Here is a 16,070-nt window from a genome sequence, read left to right as displayed (position 1 = left end):
GGGTAGCGTGGAAGAGAGACACCCAGGGGGCAGTAAGGGGTCGCCATGTCCGCGATCAGAGAGAGCATCGAGATTTCCCGCAGTCCCGCAGAGGTCTACTCCTACGTGACGGACCCGACGCACCTGCCGGAGTGGCAGGACAGCGCCGTATCGGCCCGCCCGCTGGATGACGCACCCCTCCACGTCGGGTCGAGGGTCTCCGTCACCCGGCGGATGGGCAAGCGGGAGTTCCCCATGACGATGGAGGTCATGGAGCTTGACCCGCCGCGGAGTTGGCACATCCACGGCGTCGACGGACCGGTACGGGGCGATGTGCGGGGCACCATTGAGCCGCTCGACGACGGCACGCGGTCGCGCGTGACGCTGGCGCTCGACTTCGAGGGCCACGGCATCGGCAGGGCCCTCGTCCCGCTCATGGTCAAGCCGTACGTCCGCAAGGAGATGCCCAAGAGCGAGGAGAAGCTGAAGCACCTGCTGGAGCACTCCGCGGCCTGACGACAGCAGACCTCCAGGGTGCCGGGCGAAGCCCGTGCACCCCGGGAGGCCTGACCGGCTTTTTAGTCGAGGTAGTCGCGCAGCACCTGCGAACGCGACGGGTGGCGCAGCTTCGACATGGTCTTGGACTCGATCTGGCGGATGCGCTCACGGGTGACCCCGTACACGCGGCCGATCTCGTCCAGGGTCTTCGGCTGGCCGTCGTTCAGGCCGTAGCGCATGGAGACCACGCCCGCCTCACGCTCGGAGAGCGTGCCCAGGATCGACTGCAGCTGCTCCTGGAGGAAGGTGAAGGACACCGCGTCCGCGGGCACGACGGCCTCGGAGTCCTCGATGAGGTCACCGAACTCGCTGTCGCCCTCCTCGCCCAGGGGGGTGTGCAGGGAGATCGGCTCGCGGCCGTACTTCTGGACCTCGATGACCTTCTCAGGGGTCATGTCGAGCTCCTTGCCCAGCTCCTCCGGCGTGGGCTCCCGGCCGAGGTCCTGGAGCATCTGGCGCTGCACGCGGGCGAGCTTGTTGATGATCTCGACCATGTGGACGGGGATGCGGATGGTGCGCGACTGGTCGGCCATGGCGCGCGTGATCGCCTGCCGGATCCACCAGGTCGCATACGTGGAGAACTTGAAGCCCTTGGTGTAGTCGAACTTCTCCACGGCGCGGATCAGGCCGACGTTGCCCTCCTGGATCAGGTCCAGGAAGAGCATGCCGCGGCCGGTGTAGCGCTTGGCGAGGGAGACCACGAGGCGGAGGTTGGCCTCCAGCAGGTGGTTCTTCGCGCGGCGGCCGTCCTCGACCAGGATCTCCAGCTCGCGCTTGAAGGCGGGCTTGTGGTCCTCCTCCTCTTCGAGCTTGTACTCGGAGAAGAGACCCGCCTCGATGCGCTTGGCGAGCTCGACCTCCTGCTCGGCGTTGAGGAGCGGCACCTTGCCGATGAGCTTGAGGTAGTCCTTGACGGGGTCGGCGGTGGCGCCGGCCACCATGACCGTCTGCGCCGGGGCGTCGTCCTCGTCGTCGTCGGAGAGCACGAAGCCCTGGGTGCCGCCGGCCTTGGGGGCCTCTTCCTCGGCCTCGTCGGCCAGGTCCTCGGCTGCCCAGTCCTCGCCGACGACGGGGGTCTCGCCCTCGTCGGCGTCCTTGGCGGAGGTCTTCTTGGCCGCGGTGGTCTTCTTGACGGCGGTCTTCTTCGCGGCGGCCTTCTTGACCACGCGCTTCTTGGGGGCGGCGGCCTCCGTGTCCTCGGACACATCGGCACCGACGGAGTCGGCAGATATCGCCGCCGCGGCAGCGACGGGCGCGGCCGCGGCCGCGGTCTTGCGCGCGCCGATGAGGCGCGGCGCGGCGGCCGCCTTCTTGGTCACGGTGCGGGCCGGGGCCGCTGCCGCCTTGCGGGGCTTCTTCGCGGCAGCCTTCGTGGCGGGGGCCGCGCTGACGTGCAGGGCGACACCCTCCTCGTCCAGGACCTGGTTCAGGCTGCGCAGGACCCGCTTCCACTGGTCCACCGGGATGCGGCCGGCCTCGAAGGCCTGGCGCACGTCGTCACCGTTGATGTGACCCTGCTCGCGGCCGCGCTCGACAAGCGCGACAAGGGCCTCGGATTCGGCGATCTCCGGAGGGAACGTACGGGACGGGCTGAGCGACACAAGGAGCCTCTCGTTGCGAACAGATAAGGGTGGGCGGGACATCATCGCGCGAACTCGGGAAACAGACCCGAGGGGGCTCTGTATTCCGGGCCGCGCGAGGACGCCTGTCGGTTCATCGCATGCCCGAGTCGATTCGTTACGCGCTGAATTGAGTGACCTGCGCCACGCTGTGGCCGCGCAACCTTTCCGGCGTTGATCCGTCCGCCTCCCCGTCAGTCCGTTTTGCGGGCCTCGATGAGGAAGCGGGCGGTGTGCGCGACGAACGGGCCTTCGCGTTCGATCTGTTCGTGCAGCTCGCGCAACCGGTCCCGGTACTGCCCGACCGTGAAGCCGGGCACCATCCAGATCACCTTCCTGAGAAAGTAGATCACGGCTCCGATGTCGTTGAACTCCGTGCGCAGTCGCTCGGAGCGCAGACCGACCACTTCGAGCCCGGCCTTGGAGGCGTCGGCGACCGCGTCTCCCCCAGCTACCGCTGGGAGGTGCCCCCAGGTGCCGGCCGCGCCGCACCTCCTCCGGCTGCGGGCCGAGGAAGTATTCCACGAGCTCGAAAACGCTCGCCGGCCCGACCTGCTGCGACAGGTAGGTGCCGCCGGGCTTCAGCACCCGCGCGATCTCGTCCCACTAGATGGTCACCGGATGCCGGCTGGTGACCAGGTCGAAGGCCTCGTCGCCGAAGGGCAGCGGGGGCTCGTCGGCGTCCGCCACCACCACCGCGCCGAGCGGGTGCAGCAGCCGGGTCGCCTTCTCGATGTTCGGCGGCCAGGACTCGGTGGCCGCCATCAACGGCGGCAGGGGCCCGGCCCCGGCGAGCACCTCGCCGCCGCCCGTCTGGATGTCGAGGGCGGACCGGACCCGGGCGAGACGCTCGCTCATCAGCTTCTGGTAGCCCCAGGAGGGCCGCTGCTCGGTGGCACGGCCGTCCAGCCAGGAGAAGTCCCAGCCGTCGACGGAGACGGACTCGGCTTCGGCGACGAGATGATCGAAAGTACGCGTCATGTCTAAATCGTCCCAGGCTGGGGCCCTGTCATCCACCGGATAAGCGACCCCGTTCCTCCCGTCGACTACAGTGGGCGGCGGGCCGTGACTGGCGTTCGGGTGGATCACCACCGGGGAGCGGCCCGGCGTACTCCGGTACGTCGACTGCCGCGCGCCTGGGCGAACCGCGATTCCGCAGCGACGCTCAGGAGACCCCATGACGACTGCCCAGTCCGTTCAGCCGGCGCAGACCGCCCAGCTCATGGACGGCACCGCCCTCGCCCGCCGCATCTCGGAGCAGACCGCCGCCTACGCGGCGAAGATCACCGAGCGCACCGGCACCGCGCCGTGTCTCGCGACCGTACTGGTCGGCGAGGACCCCGCGTCCGTCACCTACGTGCGCATGAAGCAGAACCGTTGCGCCAAGGCCGGGATCACCTCCCGCCACGTGGAGCTCCCCGCGGAGACCACCACCGAGGAGCTGGTGGCCACCCTCACCGCGCTCTCCGAGGACCCGGAGATCAGCGGCATCCTGCTCCAGCACCCCGTCCCGCACCACATCGACGAGCGCGCCGCCTTCGAGGCCATCGCCCCGGGCAAGGACGTCGACGGCGTCACCATGCACTCCTTCGCCGCCATGGGCTTCGGGCTGCCGGGCTTCGTCTCCTGCACCCCCGGCGGCATCATGCGCCTGCTCGCCGCCTATGACGTGGACCTGACCGGCAAGCACGCCGTCGTCGTCGGCCGCAGCGCGATCCTGGGCAAGCCGGCCGGGATGCTGCTGCTGGAGCAGAACGCCACCGTCACCTACTGCCACTCCCGCACCCAGGACCTGCCCTCGATCGTGCGCCAGGCGGACGTGCTGGTCGCCGCGGTCGGCAAGGCCGAGTTCATCCGGGGTGAGGACATCAAGCCGGGCGCCGTGGTGCTGGACGCCGGCTACAACGAGGGCAACGTCGGCGATGTCCACTTCGAGTCGGCGGCCGCCCGCGCCTCGCTGATCACCCCGGTGCCGGGTGGCGTCGGCCCGATGACCATCGCCGTGCTGCTGGAGCAGACCGTGCAGGCGGCCGCGGCGCAGGCCGGGCTGGCGCTCGCGGACCTCTGACCCGCGCCGCGCTGACCCGCGCCGCACATCCCCGCGCCGCACTGACCTTCGACGCACACTGACCTACGACGCCCCGGGCCGATCGGCCCGGGGTGTTTCGTGTCAGCGGGCCCGGCCGGCGGGGTCGAGGCCCGCGGCGGCGCGCTCGGCCGCCGTCAGGGGCGCGGCCCTGAGCGCGCCCCGGTCCGAGGCCCGCAGCACGTGCCAGACCACGGACGGGCGGAACCAGTGCGTGGGCGCACCGTTCATGGTCATGACCTGGAGAAGGGCGGCGGTGAGAGCCTTCCGGGTGGTGGCCCCGGTGATCAGCCGGTTGACGTACGCCTCGACCGCGCCGGCTCCCGGCCCCGGCCGCATCCCGGTGGCGCCCGGCACCCGCCTGCGGGGCGGGCAGGGGCGGCGGCCAGCGGCGGGGCGGGGGCGGCGGGCAGCGGCGGGGCAGGGGCGGCGGGCAGCGGCCTGCGGCGGGCGGCGACGGTCATGACCTCGGGGGTAATCGACCCGCCCGCGGCCCGGCGGCACAGTGGGGTCATCGGGTTCCGGCGCCGCGCACTCGGCTCCGGGATCCGGTACCCGACCCCCGCATGACCCATTCGCCCCTCGACGGAGGCTGATCCGCCATGTCCGCAACCCTGCTCGGCAGCATCGCCCGCACCACCGCCCCGCAGACCGCCCTGCGCCGGTTCCTCGCGCTCGACGCCGTCGTCACCACCGGCAACGGGCTCGCCTACCTCGCGTTCTCCGCGCCGCTGGGACGGCTCCTCGGAATCGGGCAGGGCCTGCTCCTGGAGCTCGGGATCTTCCTCGTGCTCTACGGCGCCGGGGTCGCCTGGCTGGCCTCGCGCCGGCAGCCCCCGGTCCTCCCCGTGAAGGTCGTGATCGAGGGCAACTACGCCTGGGCCGCCCTGAGCCTCGCGGCGGTCGCCTTCTGGCTCTCGCCGACCGTGGCCGGCGCCGCATGGGTCCCGATGCAGGCGGTCACCGTGGCCTCCTTCGCCCTCCTCCAGCAGCTGGCGCTGCGCGCCGTCGCCTCAAGGGGACAGTGAACGCAGGTACTTCACCGTCGCCGGGTCCGCCGGGAGGAAGGTCTCGATGGCCAGCTCGGCGACGGTCACGTCCATCGGCGTGTTGAAGGTGGCGATGGACGACACGAAGGAGAGCAGGTGGCCGTCGTGCTCGATGAGCAGGGGCAGCGCGATGTACGGGACGGGCTCGTCCGGTTCGGCGTCGCCCGGGCGGCCGGCGACCGGATGGGCCGCCACCTCGTCGTACAGCGCGCGCAGCGGCGCCGAGCGGGCCAGCGCGATCTGCCGCTCCATCTGGGCCAGCAGATGCCCGCGCCACTGCTTGAGGTTGCGGATCCTCGGGGCCAGGCCCTCGGGATGAAGGGTGATCCGCATGGCGTTCAGCGGCGGCGTCAGCAGGTGCTCGGGCAGGCCGTCCAGCAGCATGGCGATGCCCCGGTTGGCGGCGACGACGTTGTACGTGGCGTCCACGACCAGCGCCGGGTACGGCTCGTAGCCGGTCAGCAGCCGCTCCAGGCCCTCGCGCAGCGTCCCCATCGAGGGGTCGTCCAGCGGGGTCTGCGCGTAGTGCGGGGCGTAACCTGCCGCGAGCAGCAGCGAGTTGCGCTCGCGGACCGGTACGTCGAGACGGTCCGCGAGACGCAGCACCATCTCCTCGCTCGGCCGGGACCGGCCGGTCTCGATGAAGCTGATGTGACGGGAGGACGAGTCGGCGCGGCCCGCCAGCTCCAGCTGGCTGATGCCGCGCCGCTGCCGCCAGGTGCGGAGCAGGTCTCCGACAGACGTCGTGGTGGTCATGCTCACGACGTTAACTCAGGCCGGTCACCCCAGGTCGAAGACGTTCCGCAGGCCGAGACGGTAGCGCCACAGGTCGTGCCGCTTCGCGGACTCCACCTCCGGGGCCCGGTACATCGGCTGCACCGTGCACCGCGGCGCCTGCGAACCCTCCCGGTCCAGCAGGGAGTTGACGGCCGCGCGGGCCGAGGCATTGGCCCCCTCCATCGTCGCCAGGTCGATGTCCACCGCCACGTAGTCCCCGCTGAGGAAGAAGTTGGGGATGCGGGTGCCCGCCGTCGGCCGGTTGTGGAAGGTGCCGGTCGGGTGGATAAGCAGCTGGTCCTGGTTCGTCGGGTTCGGGGTCCCGAGCCCGTCCACACCCGGGTCCAGGAACCAGGAGTGCAGCGCGCCGTCGCTCAGCAGGGTCTTCCCGGTGTCGTTGAGGGAGGCCTTCAGCTGCGCCCACACCTCGCGTGCGACCTCCTCACGCGTGCACTGCTTGGCGGTCTTCCCGTACAGGATCCCGGGCTTGTCCCACTCCGAGATGTCCACCGAAAGGCAGTCCACCGCCACCCCGTCGCCGTAGTCGGCGGGGAAGTCCCTGGCCGGCCAGTGCTCGGCCTGCTGAATGGCCGTCAGTGACCAGGGCGAGTCGATGCAGTTGAGGTGTCCGTATACCAGCGGCGCCCGCTCGGTGAGATAGAACTGGATACCGGTCATCCAGTCGGTCTCCAGCTTGTCGCAGCGGCCCAGCATCGGGTCGGCGGCCCGCAGTGCCGCACTCCAGGTACGGCGGGCGTGCTCGACGGGCAGGGCGCTGACGTAGTGGTCGGCGGTGACGGTCGCGCGGGCGCCGGCGGGGTCCTCGACCACGACCCCGCTCACGCGGCCGCTGCCGTACTGCACCTCCCGTACCGTCCAGCCGATCCTGAACTCCACGCCGAGGGTGCGCAGATGGGCCTCCCAGGGGTCGATCCAGGCTTCGTTGGTCGGCAGGTTGAGGATCCGGTCCGGCGGGCCGTCGGCGCCGCGCCCCAGCGCGTTGAAGACGAACGCCTCGCCGAGGGTGCCGACCGTACGCGTGGAGGCCTCCTCCGCCTTGGTCGCGACGATGTTGCGGGTGATGCCGACGGCCAGGATGCGCTGGTACTCGCCCGACATCTGCTCCGCGCGCACGAAATCCCACCAAGGGGTGTGCTCCCAGACCTCGTTGCGCCGCTCGTCGCAACTGGTGAGGAAGACGAGCGCGCGGTCCACGAAGTACGCCGTCTCATGCGGGGGCAGCCTGACCAGGGACTGGAGGATGCCGGTCAGGGCGCGGCGGAGCTCGTCGGGCGTCAGCTCGGCGGGGGAGTGGTCGGGCCACGGGATGGGCGCGCGCAGGTCCTCGCGCCCGGCCGCCCGGGCGAACATCATCTCGCGCGGGGCGACCAGGTTGTCCCAGACGCCGTTGGCGTTGCCGGGGAACGGGATGCGTCGCATCGTGTCGGGCAGGTTGTGGTAGATGCCGGGTATGAAGCGGAAACCGTGCTCGGCCGGCAGCGGGCGGCGGCCGCCGCGGGCGCTGCCGGGGACGTCCATGCTGCGGGCCTTGCCGCCGAGCGCCCGGCGCTCGTACACCGTGACGGCGTAGCCGCGCTCGGCGAGCTCGTGGGCCGCCGTAAGTCCGGCCACCCCGCCGCCGAGGACGGCGACCCGGCGGCCGTTGGCGGGCGCTGCGGATGCCGCGAGGGCCCCGGCTTGGGCCCCGGCTTGGGCGGCCGCCGGGGCGGCGAGGGCCCCGGAGGCTCCCAGCGCGCCGGCGGTGGCCGCCGCGCCCGCGATGAACGTACGCCTGGAATTGCCCGTGCGCGCCATGTGGTGTCCCCTTGGTGTGCGCTTGACCGGCGCCCTATTACCGGCGGTAACAGTCACGTCCGGCGCAGGAGCATAAGGGCGGCGCCGTGGGCACGGAAGGCGCGGAAGTACCCGCACGCACTATGGCGTGAATGCTTCCCTGCGCCGTGTGCTGTGGGAACCTTGACACCACGTCAGTGCGACCACGGGGAAGGAGCGAGCGGATGTCGGACGAGCCGCTTTCGCAGAAGGAGATCGAGGACCGGCTGAAAGAACTCCCGGGCTGGGCCTACGAGGACGACCGGATCTCCCGCACGTACCGGCTGGGCAGCCACTTCGCGGCGAGCGCACTCGTCGCCCATATCGCCGCTGTGCAGGACGAGTTGAACCACCACTCCGATCTCACCCTCGGTTACAACACCGTCCGGCTGTCGGTGAACACCCACAGCGCCGGCGACGCGGTGACCGCCGCGGACTTCGAGCTCGCCGAACGGGTCGAGGGCCTGGCCCCCACCCACGGAGCGAGCTGATGCCGACACCGATGACCCCAATGACCCCGCTGACACCGATACGGATACCGAAGCCGCTGCTCGACTACGACGCGGAGGCCGAGGCCTACGACGCCACCCGCGGCGGAACACCCCGCGCCGAGGCCGCCGCCGCGGCGGTCCTCGGCCTCCTCCCGCCCGGCGCTCGCACCCTGCTCGACCTCGGCTGCGGCACGGGAATCGTCACTGCCCGGCTGGCCCGCCACGGGCTGCGGGTGCTGGGCGCGGACACCTCGTACGGGATGGCCTCGATGGCCGCTCACCGCGGGGTCCCGGTGGTGCTGGCCTCCGGGACCCGGCTGCCGGTGCGGGCGGGCTCACTGGACGCGGTGAGCGCCGTGTGGCTGCTGCACCTGCTGCGGGACCCCGGCCTGGTGCCCGCCGTCGTCTCCGAAGCGGGACGGGTGCTGCGGCCCGGCGGGGTGTTCGTCACCACCGTGGACAAGGACGCCGCGCACGATGTGGGCAGCGACATCGACGACGTGCTCGCCCCGCATCTGACGGCCGCGCCGGCGGACGCGTCCGCACACGTGACGGCGTATGCCGCCGAGGCGGGCCTGCGGCCGTACGGGGAAGCCCTGTTCGCGGGCCGCGGCCAGGGACGCACCCCGCGCGGGGCGGCCGAGGCGCTGCTGGCCGGGCAGTACGCCTCCCGGGTCAGCCCGCGCGGAATCACCCCGGAGGAGCTGGCGGCCCGGCTGGGGCTGCTGCCCGGCCAGGACATCCCGCGCGCGGAGCCGACGTACCGCCTTCAGGGCTTCGTACGCGACTGACGGACCGCGCGCGGGCCGTCCGGCCGACCCGGGGCACGGACACACGGGTTCCGCCGTCCACCGACGCGTTCGCGACATCGAGCCACTCGACGTACTCCAGGGGCCCCCGCTGCGCTCAGATGTCGAACCGGGCCGGGTCCGGCCCGATCCGCCGGCCCGCGGGCCCGGCCCCCAGGGCGTCCAGCGCGGCGATGTCCGCGGCGTCCAGCTCGAAGTCGAAAACGTCCAGGTTCTCCCGGATCCGCGCCGGCGTCACCGACTTCGGGATCACCACGTTGCCCTGCTGGAGGTGCCAGCGCAGCACCACCTGGGCGGCCGAGCGGCCGTGCTTGGCGGCGATCTCGGCGACGGCCGGAAGAGTGAGCAGCTCCTGGCCCTGGCCCAGCGGGGACCAGGCCTCGGTGGTGATGCCGAGACGGGCGTGCAGGGCGCGCAGCTCGGTCTGCGGGAAGAGCGGGTGCAGTTCGATCTGGTTGACGGCCGGGACCAGTGCGCTCACGGCGCCGATCCGCTCCAGGTCCACCGGACGGAAGTTCGACACGCCGACCGCCTTGGCCCGGCCGCTCGCGGCGATCTCCTCGAAGGTCTTCCAGATGGTGAGGAAGTCGTCGCGCATCGGGCGGGGCCAGTGGATCAGGTACAGGTCGAGGTGGTCCAGGCCCAGCTGGGAGAGGGAGGTGTCGAGGGCGCGCAGCACGCGGTCCCGGTCCCAGGCGTGCGTCTTGACGTTCCACAGCTTGGTGGTGACGAACAGCTCCTCGCGCGGCAGCCCGGAGGCGGCGATGGCACGGCCGGTACCCGTCTCGTTGCCGTAGACCGAGGCGGTGTCGATGCTGCGGTATCCGGCCTCCAGCGCCGTCCCCACCACCTGCTCCGCCTCGTCGTCCGGGACCTGCCAGACGCCGAAGCCGAGCTGGGGCATGAGCGTGCCGTTGTTGAGCTTGATGGTGGGGACCTGGTTCACGTCTGGTCGCTTCCTCGCCTCGGTGCGGTCGTACCCGGCTGATGCGGGATCCTGCGACCGGCGACAACCGGCCGCCCGGACCCGGTATTCCCGCCAACCGGGTGGTCCTCACGAGGCCCCCAGATACGCCTCCCGTACCGACGGATTCGCCCGCACCTCGGCGGCCGTCCCCTCGGCCAGCACCCTCCCGAGGTCGAGTACGACCACCCGTGCGCAGAGGTCCATCACGAAGGCCACGTTGTGCTCGGCCAGCAGCACCGCGCAGCCCTCCTCCTCCGCCAGCCGCCGCACCACGGCCGCCAGCTGCTCCCGCTCGGGGGCCGACATGCCGGACGCGGGCTCGTCCAGCAGCAGCACCCGCGGCGGATCGGCCACGGCGCGCGCCAGCTCCACCATCCGGGCCCGGCCCACGGGCAGCCCGCCGGCGTACGAGGTCCCGAGCGCGCCGATCCCGCAGTCGGCCAGCACCCGCGCACCCCGCTCGCGGCGCTCCCGCTCGCGACGGCGCCGGGTCGGCGACGCGAGGAGGTCAGCGGCAAGGCCGCCCCCGCCGCCCCGCCACTCCTGCGCGACGAGCACGTTGTCGGCCACGCTGAGCTGCCCGAACAGCTGCTGCCGCTGAAACGTACGGCGCATCCCGTGCCGGGCCCGCCAGACGGGGGAGCGGCGGGTGATGTCCGCCCCGCCGAGCAGCATCCGCCCATGGTCGGGCCGCCGGATCCCGGACAGCACATCGAACAGCGTCGTCTTCCCGGCCCCGTTGGGCCCGATGAGCCCGCACACCTCGCCGGCCCGGACCCCGAGATCCACTCTTCCCCGCCCCATTGGGCCCGAGCACGGCGAGTATCTCCCCCCGCCGCCACCACCACCGCCAGCCACACCAACCCCGTCATCGCCGTGAAGTCCGTAGCCGTGATCCGGGTGTTGTACGACGCGTACATCACACCCCCGAACCCCGCCAGCCCCGCCGACAACGTGAACAGCAGCAGCTTGGTCCGCAGTACGGACACCCCGGAGGCCATCGCCGCCGCCGGCGCCGACCGCACCGCCAGCATCGCCCGCCCCGAAGGCGAATTCCGCAGCGCACTCAATCCACCGGCGACCAGCGCCACCAGCACCACCAGCGCCACCCCGAACGCCCGGTCATCGGACATATCCACCGGCCCGAACACGGGCCGCGGAATCGACCACCCGGAATCCCCGTTCCGCAGCCACCCCACCTGGAACAGCACCTGGTCCGCCAGAAACGCCAGCGCCAGCGTCGCCAGCGCCAACGACCTCCCACCCAGCCGCAACGCCGGCAAGGCGACCAACGCCCCCAGCGCCGCGGCCACGCACGTCCCCACCGCCAGCGCCGCCGCGAACGGCCAGCCCCGGCTCATCAGCAGCCCGGCCACCAGCGCGGCCCCGGTCACGAACGTGGCCTGCGCCAGCGACACCATCGCGCCCAGGCCCGTCACCACGGTGAAGGACATGAACACCAGCCCCACGGCCAGCCCCTGCGCCAGCAGCCCACTCCAAAACGGCGTGGTCACGGTGTAGAAGGCCGCAGCCAGCAACCCCGCGAGCACCGCCCACACCCCCCACCGCCGTCCCCACCCCGCCCCGGCCAGGTGATCCACCGGCGCCACATCCACCGCCGCGGTCCCCGCGGCCCGCGCCCGCCGGGCCAGTACGAGCAGCCCCCCGAACAGGATCAGGAACGGCACGGCCGTGCGGAACCCGGTGATCCCCTCGGCGAAGGACGCGTATCCGGCGACCAGGTTCTGCAGCACTCCCAGCCCCAGCCCGCCCGCGAACGCGAGCGGCACGGACGCGAACCGCCCGATGACCGCGGCCGTGGCCGATACGAACAGGAACAGGGTGAAATCATGGGCGGACAGCCCCAGCAACGGCGTCGCCAGCACCCCGGCAAGCCCCGCCAGCCCGGACGCGATCATCCACGCCATCGACGACAGCCGGTCGGCGCTGATTCCGCGCAGCTCGGTCAGCGAGCGGTTGTCGACGGCGGCCCGCAGCCGCAGCCCCAGCCGGGTGTGCCGCATCAGCACCCACAGCGCCACCGCCACCACCGCCGTCACCACCCAGGTGATCAGCTGGTCGGAGTCGACGCCGACGCCGTCCGCGAGCTGCCAGGACTTCGCGGGGCTCGGTCCCACCCCCGGCAGCCCGAACTGGTTCTCCGCCGGCTTGACCGGAGCCCCCGCATCGCCCAGCAGTTCCACCACCCACAGGCCGCTGGCGGGCAGCGCCACGAGCAGCCCGATCGTGGCCACGATCTGCGCCGTCTCCCCGACCCGCGCCAGCCGCCGGAACATCAGCCGGTCCAGCCCCCACCCGAGCCCCGGGGCCAGTACGAACACCACCAGCAGCGCCGCCGGAACGGCCGGCCACCCCAGCCCGGAGTGCAACTCGTAGAAGGTGAGCGCACACAGGTAGGCGGTGGCCCCGTGCGCGAAGTTGAACAGCCCGGACGCCGAGTACGACAGCACCAGCCCGGTGGCGAGCAGTGCGTACAGGGCGCCGGAGACCAGCCCACTCAGCACGAATACGAGCAGATCGTCCATGCCGCTCCCGTCCCTCCCCTCGCGCGGACTACTTGAAGGGGATGGGCTCGTAGCACTTGAACGGTACGGAGACCTCGTACGCCCCGTTCTTCAGCTGGACGAGCGCCCCACAGCCGAAGCTCTCCTTCTGGCCCTTCGGCTCCGCCCGGTCGCCGACGAGCGTGCCGGTGTCGGAGAAGCCCTGCGCAGCGCTCTGGAAGGACTCGACGGTAAGGTCCCGGCCCGCCTTCTGCGCGAGGGACACGAACAGGTCGGCCGACATGTACCCGGTCAGCATGTGCATGCTCAGCGGCACGTCCTGCCCGCCGGCGGCCGCCTTGATGTCGGCCTTGAACTGCGCCATCTTCGGGTCCGTCGACTCGAACGGCTGGAACTGCAGCAGCACGTGGACCCCGTCGAGGGCCTGCTTGGTGGCGTCCTTCGCGAGCAGACCGGGGTCGTAGTCGGTCGGGTCGGAAAGCAGCCCCTTGTAGCCGCCGCGCTTGAGGGCGGTGAACAGCCCGATGTTGTTGGGGGTCTGCATGACGGACACGACGGCGTCCGGCGCCTTGCCGTCGTCACTGCCGAGGATCTCCTTCACGTACGCCGACCAGTCGCTCGGCACGGCGGTGGCGGGCACCGAGGCCTTGGCGTAGGAGACCTTGAACCCGGCGCTGGTGAAGCCCTGTTGGAAGGTCCGGATGCCGAACTTCCCGGCGTCGCTGTCATTGGCGATGATCGCGACCGACTTGCCCTGCGCCCCGCCGAGGATCTGGCCCATGCCCTCGGGCCAGGTCTGGTTGAGGGTGCCGCCGGGGGAGGGGACCAGGCAGCCGTTGAATCCGTAGATGTGCTTGGGGCCGCAGAACGACGGCAGCGTGCCCCAGCCGAAGGTGGGGACCTTCTCCTGCTCGAGGAAGTCGGCGCCGGAGAAGGTGACCGAGCTCATGGGGGAGACCGCGAAGACCTTGTCCTGCTGAACGAGCTTGCGGGCGGCGGCCAGGTTCTTGGCCGGGTCCTGGCCGTCGTCCTCCGCGCCGATGTAGTCGATCTCGCGGCCGTTCACCCCGCCCTCGGCGTTGGCTCTCATGTACCGGGCCCTGGCCCCGAGGTCGGTGTCCTTCTTGCTGTAGCCGCTGGCGCTGGTCATGGAGACGATCCCGCCGACCTTGATCGAGTCGGCGGTCACCCCACGGGCGTTCCCGGCGGCCGCGCCGGGCTTGCCCGGGCCGGTGGTGCTGTCGGAGGCGGAGTTGCAGGCGGAAACGAGCGCGAGTGCGGCCGCCGCGGCGGCCAGGGTGCGGATCGGTCGCAGCATGGGTGGGATCCCCCTCCGGTCGGAATCCCCGCATTCTGTGCGTCACCTGACGCACCGTCAATATCCATGACAAGGTAAAATGACGCATCGTCAGATAAGGAATTTCAGGATTTCATGGCCGGTAGAGGGCGTCGACCTCATGCGCGTACGCCTTCTCGATCGCTCCGCGCTTCAGCTTCAACGAGGGGGTCAGTAAGCCCCGTTCCTCGCTGAACTGCTCGGCCAGCACCCGGAAGGTGCGGATCGCCTCGGCTTGCGAGACAAGAGTGTTGGCGGCCACCACGGCCCGTCGGACCTCCGCCGTCAGATCCGGGTCGTGCACCAGGTCCGCCGCCGTCAGCTGCGGGAGGCCGCGCATCGACAGCCAGTGCGCCACCCCCTCCATGTCCAGGGTCAGCAGCGCGGCGATGTACGGCCGGTCGTTGCCCACCAGTACGCACTGCGACACCAGCGGATGCGAACGCACCCGCTCCTCCAGGGCGGCCGGCGCGACGCTCTTGCCGTTGGAGGTCACCAGGATCTCCTTCTTGCGCCCGGTGATCGTGAGGTAGCCGTCCTCGTCCAGCCGCCCCAGATCCCCGGTCGCCAGCCAGCCGCCGCGCAGCACCGCCTCCGTGGAGGGGGGGTCGTTGAGGTACCCGGAGAAGATGTGCCCGCCGTGCAGCCAGATCTCCCCGTCGTCGGCGATGTGCACGGTAGTGCCCGGGATCGGCTGGCCCACCGTGCCGTACTTGGTCGCCCCGGGCGGGTTCGCGGTGGCCGCCGCGCACGACTCCGTCAGCCCGTACCCCTCGAACACCTGGATCCCGGCGCCGTCGAAGAACAGCCCGAGCCGCCGCGACATCGCGGACCCGCCCGACATGGCGTGCCGGACCCGGCCGCCCATCGCCTCGCGGACCTTCCCGTACACCAGCTTCTCGAACACCTGGTGCTCCATCCGCAGCCCGGCGGAGGGGCCGGGCCCGGTACCGAACGCCTTCTGCTCGCGCGCCTCGGCGTACCGTACGGCCGCCTCCACCGCCCGGTCGAAGGGCCCCGTACGCCCCTCCGCCTCCGCCTTGCGGCGGGCCGCCGCGAACACCTTCTCGAAGACGTACGGGACCCCGAGCACGAACGTCGGCCGGAAGGCGGCGAGATCCGGCAGCAACTCGGCTGCCGCCAGCACCGGTTGGTGCCCGAGCTTGACGCGGGAGCGGATGGCCGCCACCTCCACCATCCGGCCGAAGACATGCGCCAGGGGGAGGAACAGCAGGGTGGACGGCTGCTCGCCGGGACGGGTCTGGAAGACCGACTCCCAACGGCTCACCAGTGTGTCGGCCTCGAACATGAAGTTCCCGTGCGACAGCACGCACCCCTTGGGGCGGCCGGTGGTGCCCGAGGTGTAGATGACGGTGGCCACCGAGTCGGGCGTCACCGCGCTGCGATGCCGGTGCACGACGTCCTCCGCGACTGCGCGCCCGCCGTCGACCAGGTCGGAGACCGCCCCGGCGTCGAGCTGCCAGAGGCTGCGCAGATGGGGGAGACGCTCGACGACCGAGCCGACGGTCATGGCCTGGTCCTCGTTCTCGACCACGCACCCGGTACAGGAGGAATCGGACAGGATCCAGTGCACCTGCTCCGCGGAGGAGGTCGGGTAGACGGGGACGGGCTGGGCACCGATCGCCCACAGGGCGAAGTCGAAGAGGGTCCACTCGTACCGGGTACGGGACATGACGGCGACCCGGTCCCCGAAGCGGATGCCTTGGGCCAGCAGGCCCTTGGCGAGCGCGACCACCTCCGCGGCGAACTCGCCGGAGCTCACGTCCTGCCAGGCCCCGTCCGCCTTCCGGCCGAGGACCACCCGGTCGGGGTCCTGCCGGGCATGCTGGAACACGATGTCGGCCAGGCCCCCGACGGGCGCGGCTGTGATCACGGGTGGGACGGTGAATTCGCGCAACACCCCGCTCCTCTCCGACGGCGCCGCGACGCTACCCCACCGACCGCGGCCGCCGGTGCCTCTCGGCAAACCTCCACAAGATCCCCCCGGTCGACCGGGCCCTGCCCTTGCCCTGGCCGGGCG

Annotated in this window: 13 protein-coding genes, 2 pseudogenes and 1 riboswitch; of the genes and pseudogenes, 5 read left to right on the top strand and 10 right to left on the bottom strand. The window is 71.5% G+C overall.

The genetic code is table 11. The features are described from left to right. Positions 1 to 45 precede the first annotated feature (45 nt). Positions 46 to 495 (top strand): SRPBCC family protein, encoded by a 450-nt coding sequence (locus J7I97_RS25240; protein ID WP_214938736.1) that lies wholly within the window; start codon positions 46 to 48, stop codon positions 493 to 495. 62 nt (positions 496 to 557) lie between these two features. Here J7I97_RS25240 and J7I97_RS25235 read toward each other — a convergent pair whose 3' ends face one another. Together J7I97_RS25235 and J7I97_RS25230 are read right to left on the bottom strand one after the other, a co-directional pair. Further along, complete coding sequence (locus tag J7I97_RS25235; protein ID WP_214938734.1) at positions 558 to 2,138, bottom strand: RNA polymerase sigma factor; 1,581 nt, start codon at positions 2,136 to 2,138, stop codon at positions 558 to 560. A 212-nt stretch (positions 2,139 to 2,350) separates the two neighbouring features. Then, a pseudogene (locus J7I97_RS25230) lies at positions 2,351 to 3,137 on the bottom strand (class I SAM-dependent methyltransferase). Between the two features lie 74 nt (positions 3,138 to 3,211). Further along, positions 3,212 to 3,305: riboswitch (ZMP/ZTP riboswitch) on the top strand. Positions 3,306 to 3,333: 28 nt separating this feature from the next. On the opposite strand from J7I97_RS25230, the gene J7I97_RS25225 reads away from it, so the two are divergent. Continuing rightward, complete coding sequence (locus J7I97_RS25225) at positions 3,334 to 4,224, top strand: bifunctional 5,10-methylenetetrahydrofolate dehydrogenase/5,10-methenyltetrahydrofolate cyclohydrolase (protein ID WP_214938732.1); 891 nt, start codon at positions 3,334 to 3,336, stop codon at positions 4,222 to 4,224. Positions 4,225 to 4,326: 102 nt separating this feature from the next. On the opposite strand, the gene J7I97_RS25220 is transcribed toward J7I97_RS25225, so the two are convergent. After that, positions 4,327 to 4,599 (bottom strand): hypothetical protein, encoded by a 273-nt coding sequence (locus J7I97_RS25220; protein WP_214938730.1) that lies wholly within the window; start codon positions 4,597 to 4,599, stop codon positions 4,327 to 4,329. Between the two features lie 245 nt (positions 4,600 to 4,844). Here J7I97_RS25220 and J7I97_RS25215 point away from each other — a divergent pair, with 245 nt between their 5' ends. After that, on the top strand, positions 4,845 to 5,270 hold the full coding sequence (locus tag J7I97_RS25215; protein ID WP_214938728.1) for a hypothetical protein: 426 nt from the start codon (positions 4,845 to 4,847) through the stop codon (positions 5,268 to 5,270). Here J7I97_RS25215 and J7I97_RS25210 read toward each other — a convergent pair. Together J7I97_RS25210 and J7I97_RS25205 are read right to left on the bottom strand one after the other, a co-directional pair. Further along, positions 5,256 to 6,047: a helix-turn-helix domain-containing protein gene (locus tag J7I97_RS25210; protein WP_214938726.1), complete on the bottom strand. Its 792-nt coding sequence runs from the start codon at positions 6,045 to 6,047 to the stop codon at positions 5,256 to 5,258. The genes J7I97_RS25215 and J7I97_RS25210 overlap by 15 nt on opposite strands. A gap of 24 nt (positions 6,048 to 6,071) precedes the next feature. Beyond that, on the bottom strand, positions 6,072 to 7,883 hold the full coding sequence (locus tag J7I97_RS25205; RefSeq protein ID WP_214938724.1) for an FAD-dependent oxidoreductase: 1,812 nt from the start codon (positions 7,881 to 7,883) through the stop codon (positions 6,072 to 6,074). A 203-nt stretch (positions 7,884 to 8,086) separates the two neighbouring features. Here J7I97_RS25205 and J7I97_RS25200 point away from each other — a divergent pair, with 203 nt between their 5' ends. Next, positions 8,087 to 8,392, top strand: a complete 306-nt coding sequence (locus J7I97_RS25200) for a 4a-hydroxytetrahydrobiopterin dehydratase (RefSeq protein ID WP_214938722.1) — start codon at positions 8,087 to 8,089, stop codon at positions 8,390 to 8,392. 11 nt (positions 8,393 to 8,403) lie between these two features. Next, positions 8,404 to 9,183: a methyltransferase domain-containing protein gene (locus tag J7I97_RS25195; protein WP_374195512.1), complete on the top strand. Its 780-nt coding sequence runs from the start codon at positions 8,404 to 8,406 to the stop codon at positions 9,181 to 9,183. Between the two features lie 115 nt (positions 9,184 to 9,298). Here J7I97_RS25195 and J7I97_RS25190 read toward each other — a convergent pair whose 3' ends face one another. The 5 genes and pseudogenes from J7I97_RS25190 to J7I97_RS25165 all read right to left on the bottom strand — a co-directional run bounded on the left by J7I97_RS25190 (position 9,299) and on the right by J7I97_RS25165 (position 15,947). After that, positions 9,299 to 10,147, bottom strand: coding sequence for an aldo/keto reductase (locus J7I97_RS25190; protein WP_214938720.1), 849 nt, complete (start codon positions 10,145 to 10,147; stop codon positions 9,299 to 9,301). A gap of 108 nt (positions 10,148 to 10,255) precedes the next feature. Further along, entirely contained in the window at positions 10,256 to 10,972 is a 717-nt protein-coding gene (locus J7I97_RS25185) for an ABC transporter ATP-binding protein (protein WP_214938718.1), read from the bottom strand. An 86-nt stretch (positions 10,973 to 11,058) separates the two neighbouring features. Further along, a pseudogene (locus tag J7I97_RS38870) lies at positions 11,059 to 12,714 on the bottom strand (ABC transporter permease); the annotation flags it as partial. A 28-nt stretch (positions 12,715 to 12,742) separates the two neighbouring features. Then, complete coding sequence (locus J7I97_RS25170) at positions 12,743 to 14,011, bottom strand: ABC transporter substrate-binding protein (protein WP_214938716.1); 1,269 nt, start codon at positions 14,009 to 14,011, stop codon at positions 12,743 to 12,745. A gap of 112 nt (positions 14,012 to 14,123) precedes the next feature. After that, the gene (locus tag J7I97_RS25165) at positions 14,124 to 15,947 is read right to left on the bottom strand and encodes a long-chain fatty acid--CoA ligase (protein WP_214938713.1); all 1,824 of its coding nucleotides are present in this window, start codon (positions 15,945 to 15,947) and stop codon (positions 14,124 to 14,126) included. Positions 15,948 to 16,070: the final 123 nt, after the last annotated feature.

The organism is Streptomyces sp. ISL-87, assembly GCF_018614095.1.
Classification (GTDB): domain Bacteria; phylum Actinomycetota; class Actinomycetes; order Streptomycetales; family Streptomycetaceae; genus Streptomyces.
The sequence above is the reverse complement of the archived record's forward strand: the minus strand, read 5'-3'. Positions and strand labels throughout refer to the sequence as shown.

What these genes read in the sequence shown, in the direction of transcription:
- J7I97_RS25170 (WP_214938716.1), bottom strand. Translation starts at nt 14,011, where the DNA reads ATGCTGCGACCGATCCGCACCCTGGCCGCCGCGGCGGCCGCACTCGCG.
- J7I97_RS25225 (WP_214938732.1), top strand. Translation starts at nt 3,334, where the DNA reads ATGACGACTGCCCAGTCCGTTCAGCCGGCGCAGACCGCCCAGCTCATG.
- J7I97_RS25205 (WP_214938724.1), bottom strand. Translation starts at nt 7,883, where the DNA reads ATGGCGCGCACGGGCAATTCCAGGCGTACGTTCATCGCGGGCGCGGCG.
- J7I97_RS25185 (WP_214938718.1), bottom strand. Translation starts at nt 10,972, where the DNA reads ATGGGGCGGGGAAGAGTGGATCTCGGGGTCCGGGCCGGCGAGGTGTGC.
- J7I97_RS25240 (WP_214938736.1), top strand. Translation starts at nt 46, where the DNA reads ATGTCCGCGATCAGAGAGAGCATCGAGATTTCCCGCAGTCCCGCAGAG.
- J7I97_RS25195 (WP_374195512.1), top strand. Translation starts at nt 8,404, where the DNA reads ATGACCCCAATGACCCCGCTGACACCGATACGGATACCGAAGCCGCTG.
- J7I97_RS25210 (WP_214938726.1), bottom strand. Translation starts at nt 6,047, where the DNA reads ATGACCACCACGACGTCTGTCGGAGACCTGCTCCGCACCTGGCGGCAG.
- J7I97_RS25215 (WP_214938728.1), top strand. Translation starts at nt 4,845, where the DNA reads ATGTCCGCAACCCTGCTCGGCAGCATCGCCCGCACCACCGCCCCGCAG.
- J7I97_RS25200 (WP_214938722.1), top strand. Translation starts at nt 8,087, where the DNA reads ATGTCGGACGAGCCGCTTTCGCAGAAGGAGATCGAGGACCGGCTGAAA.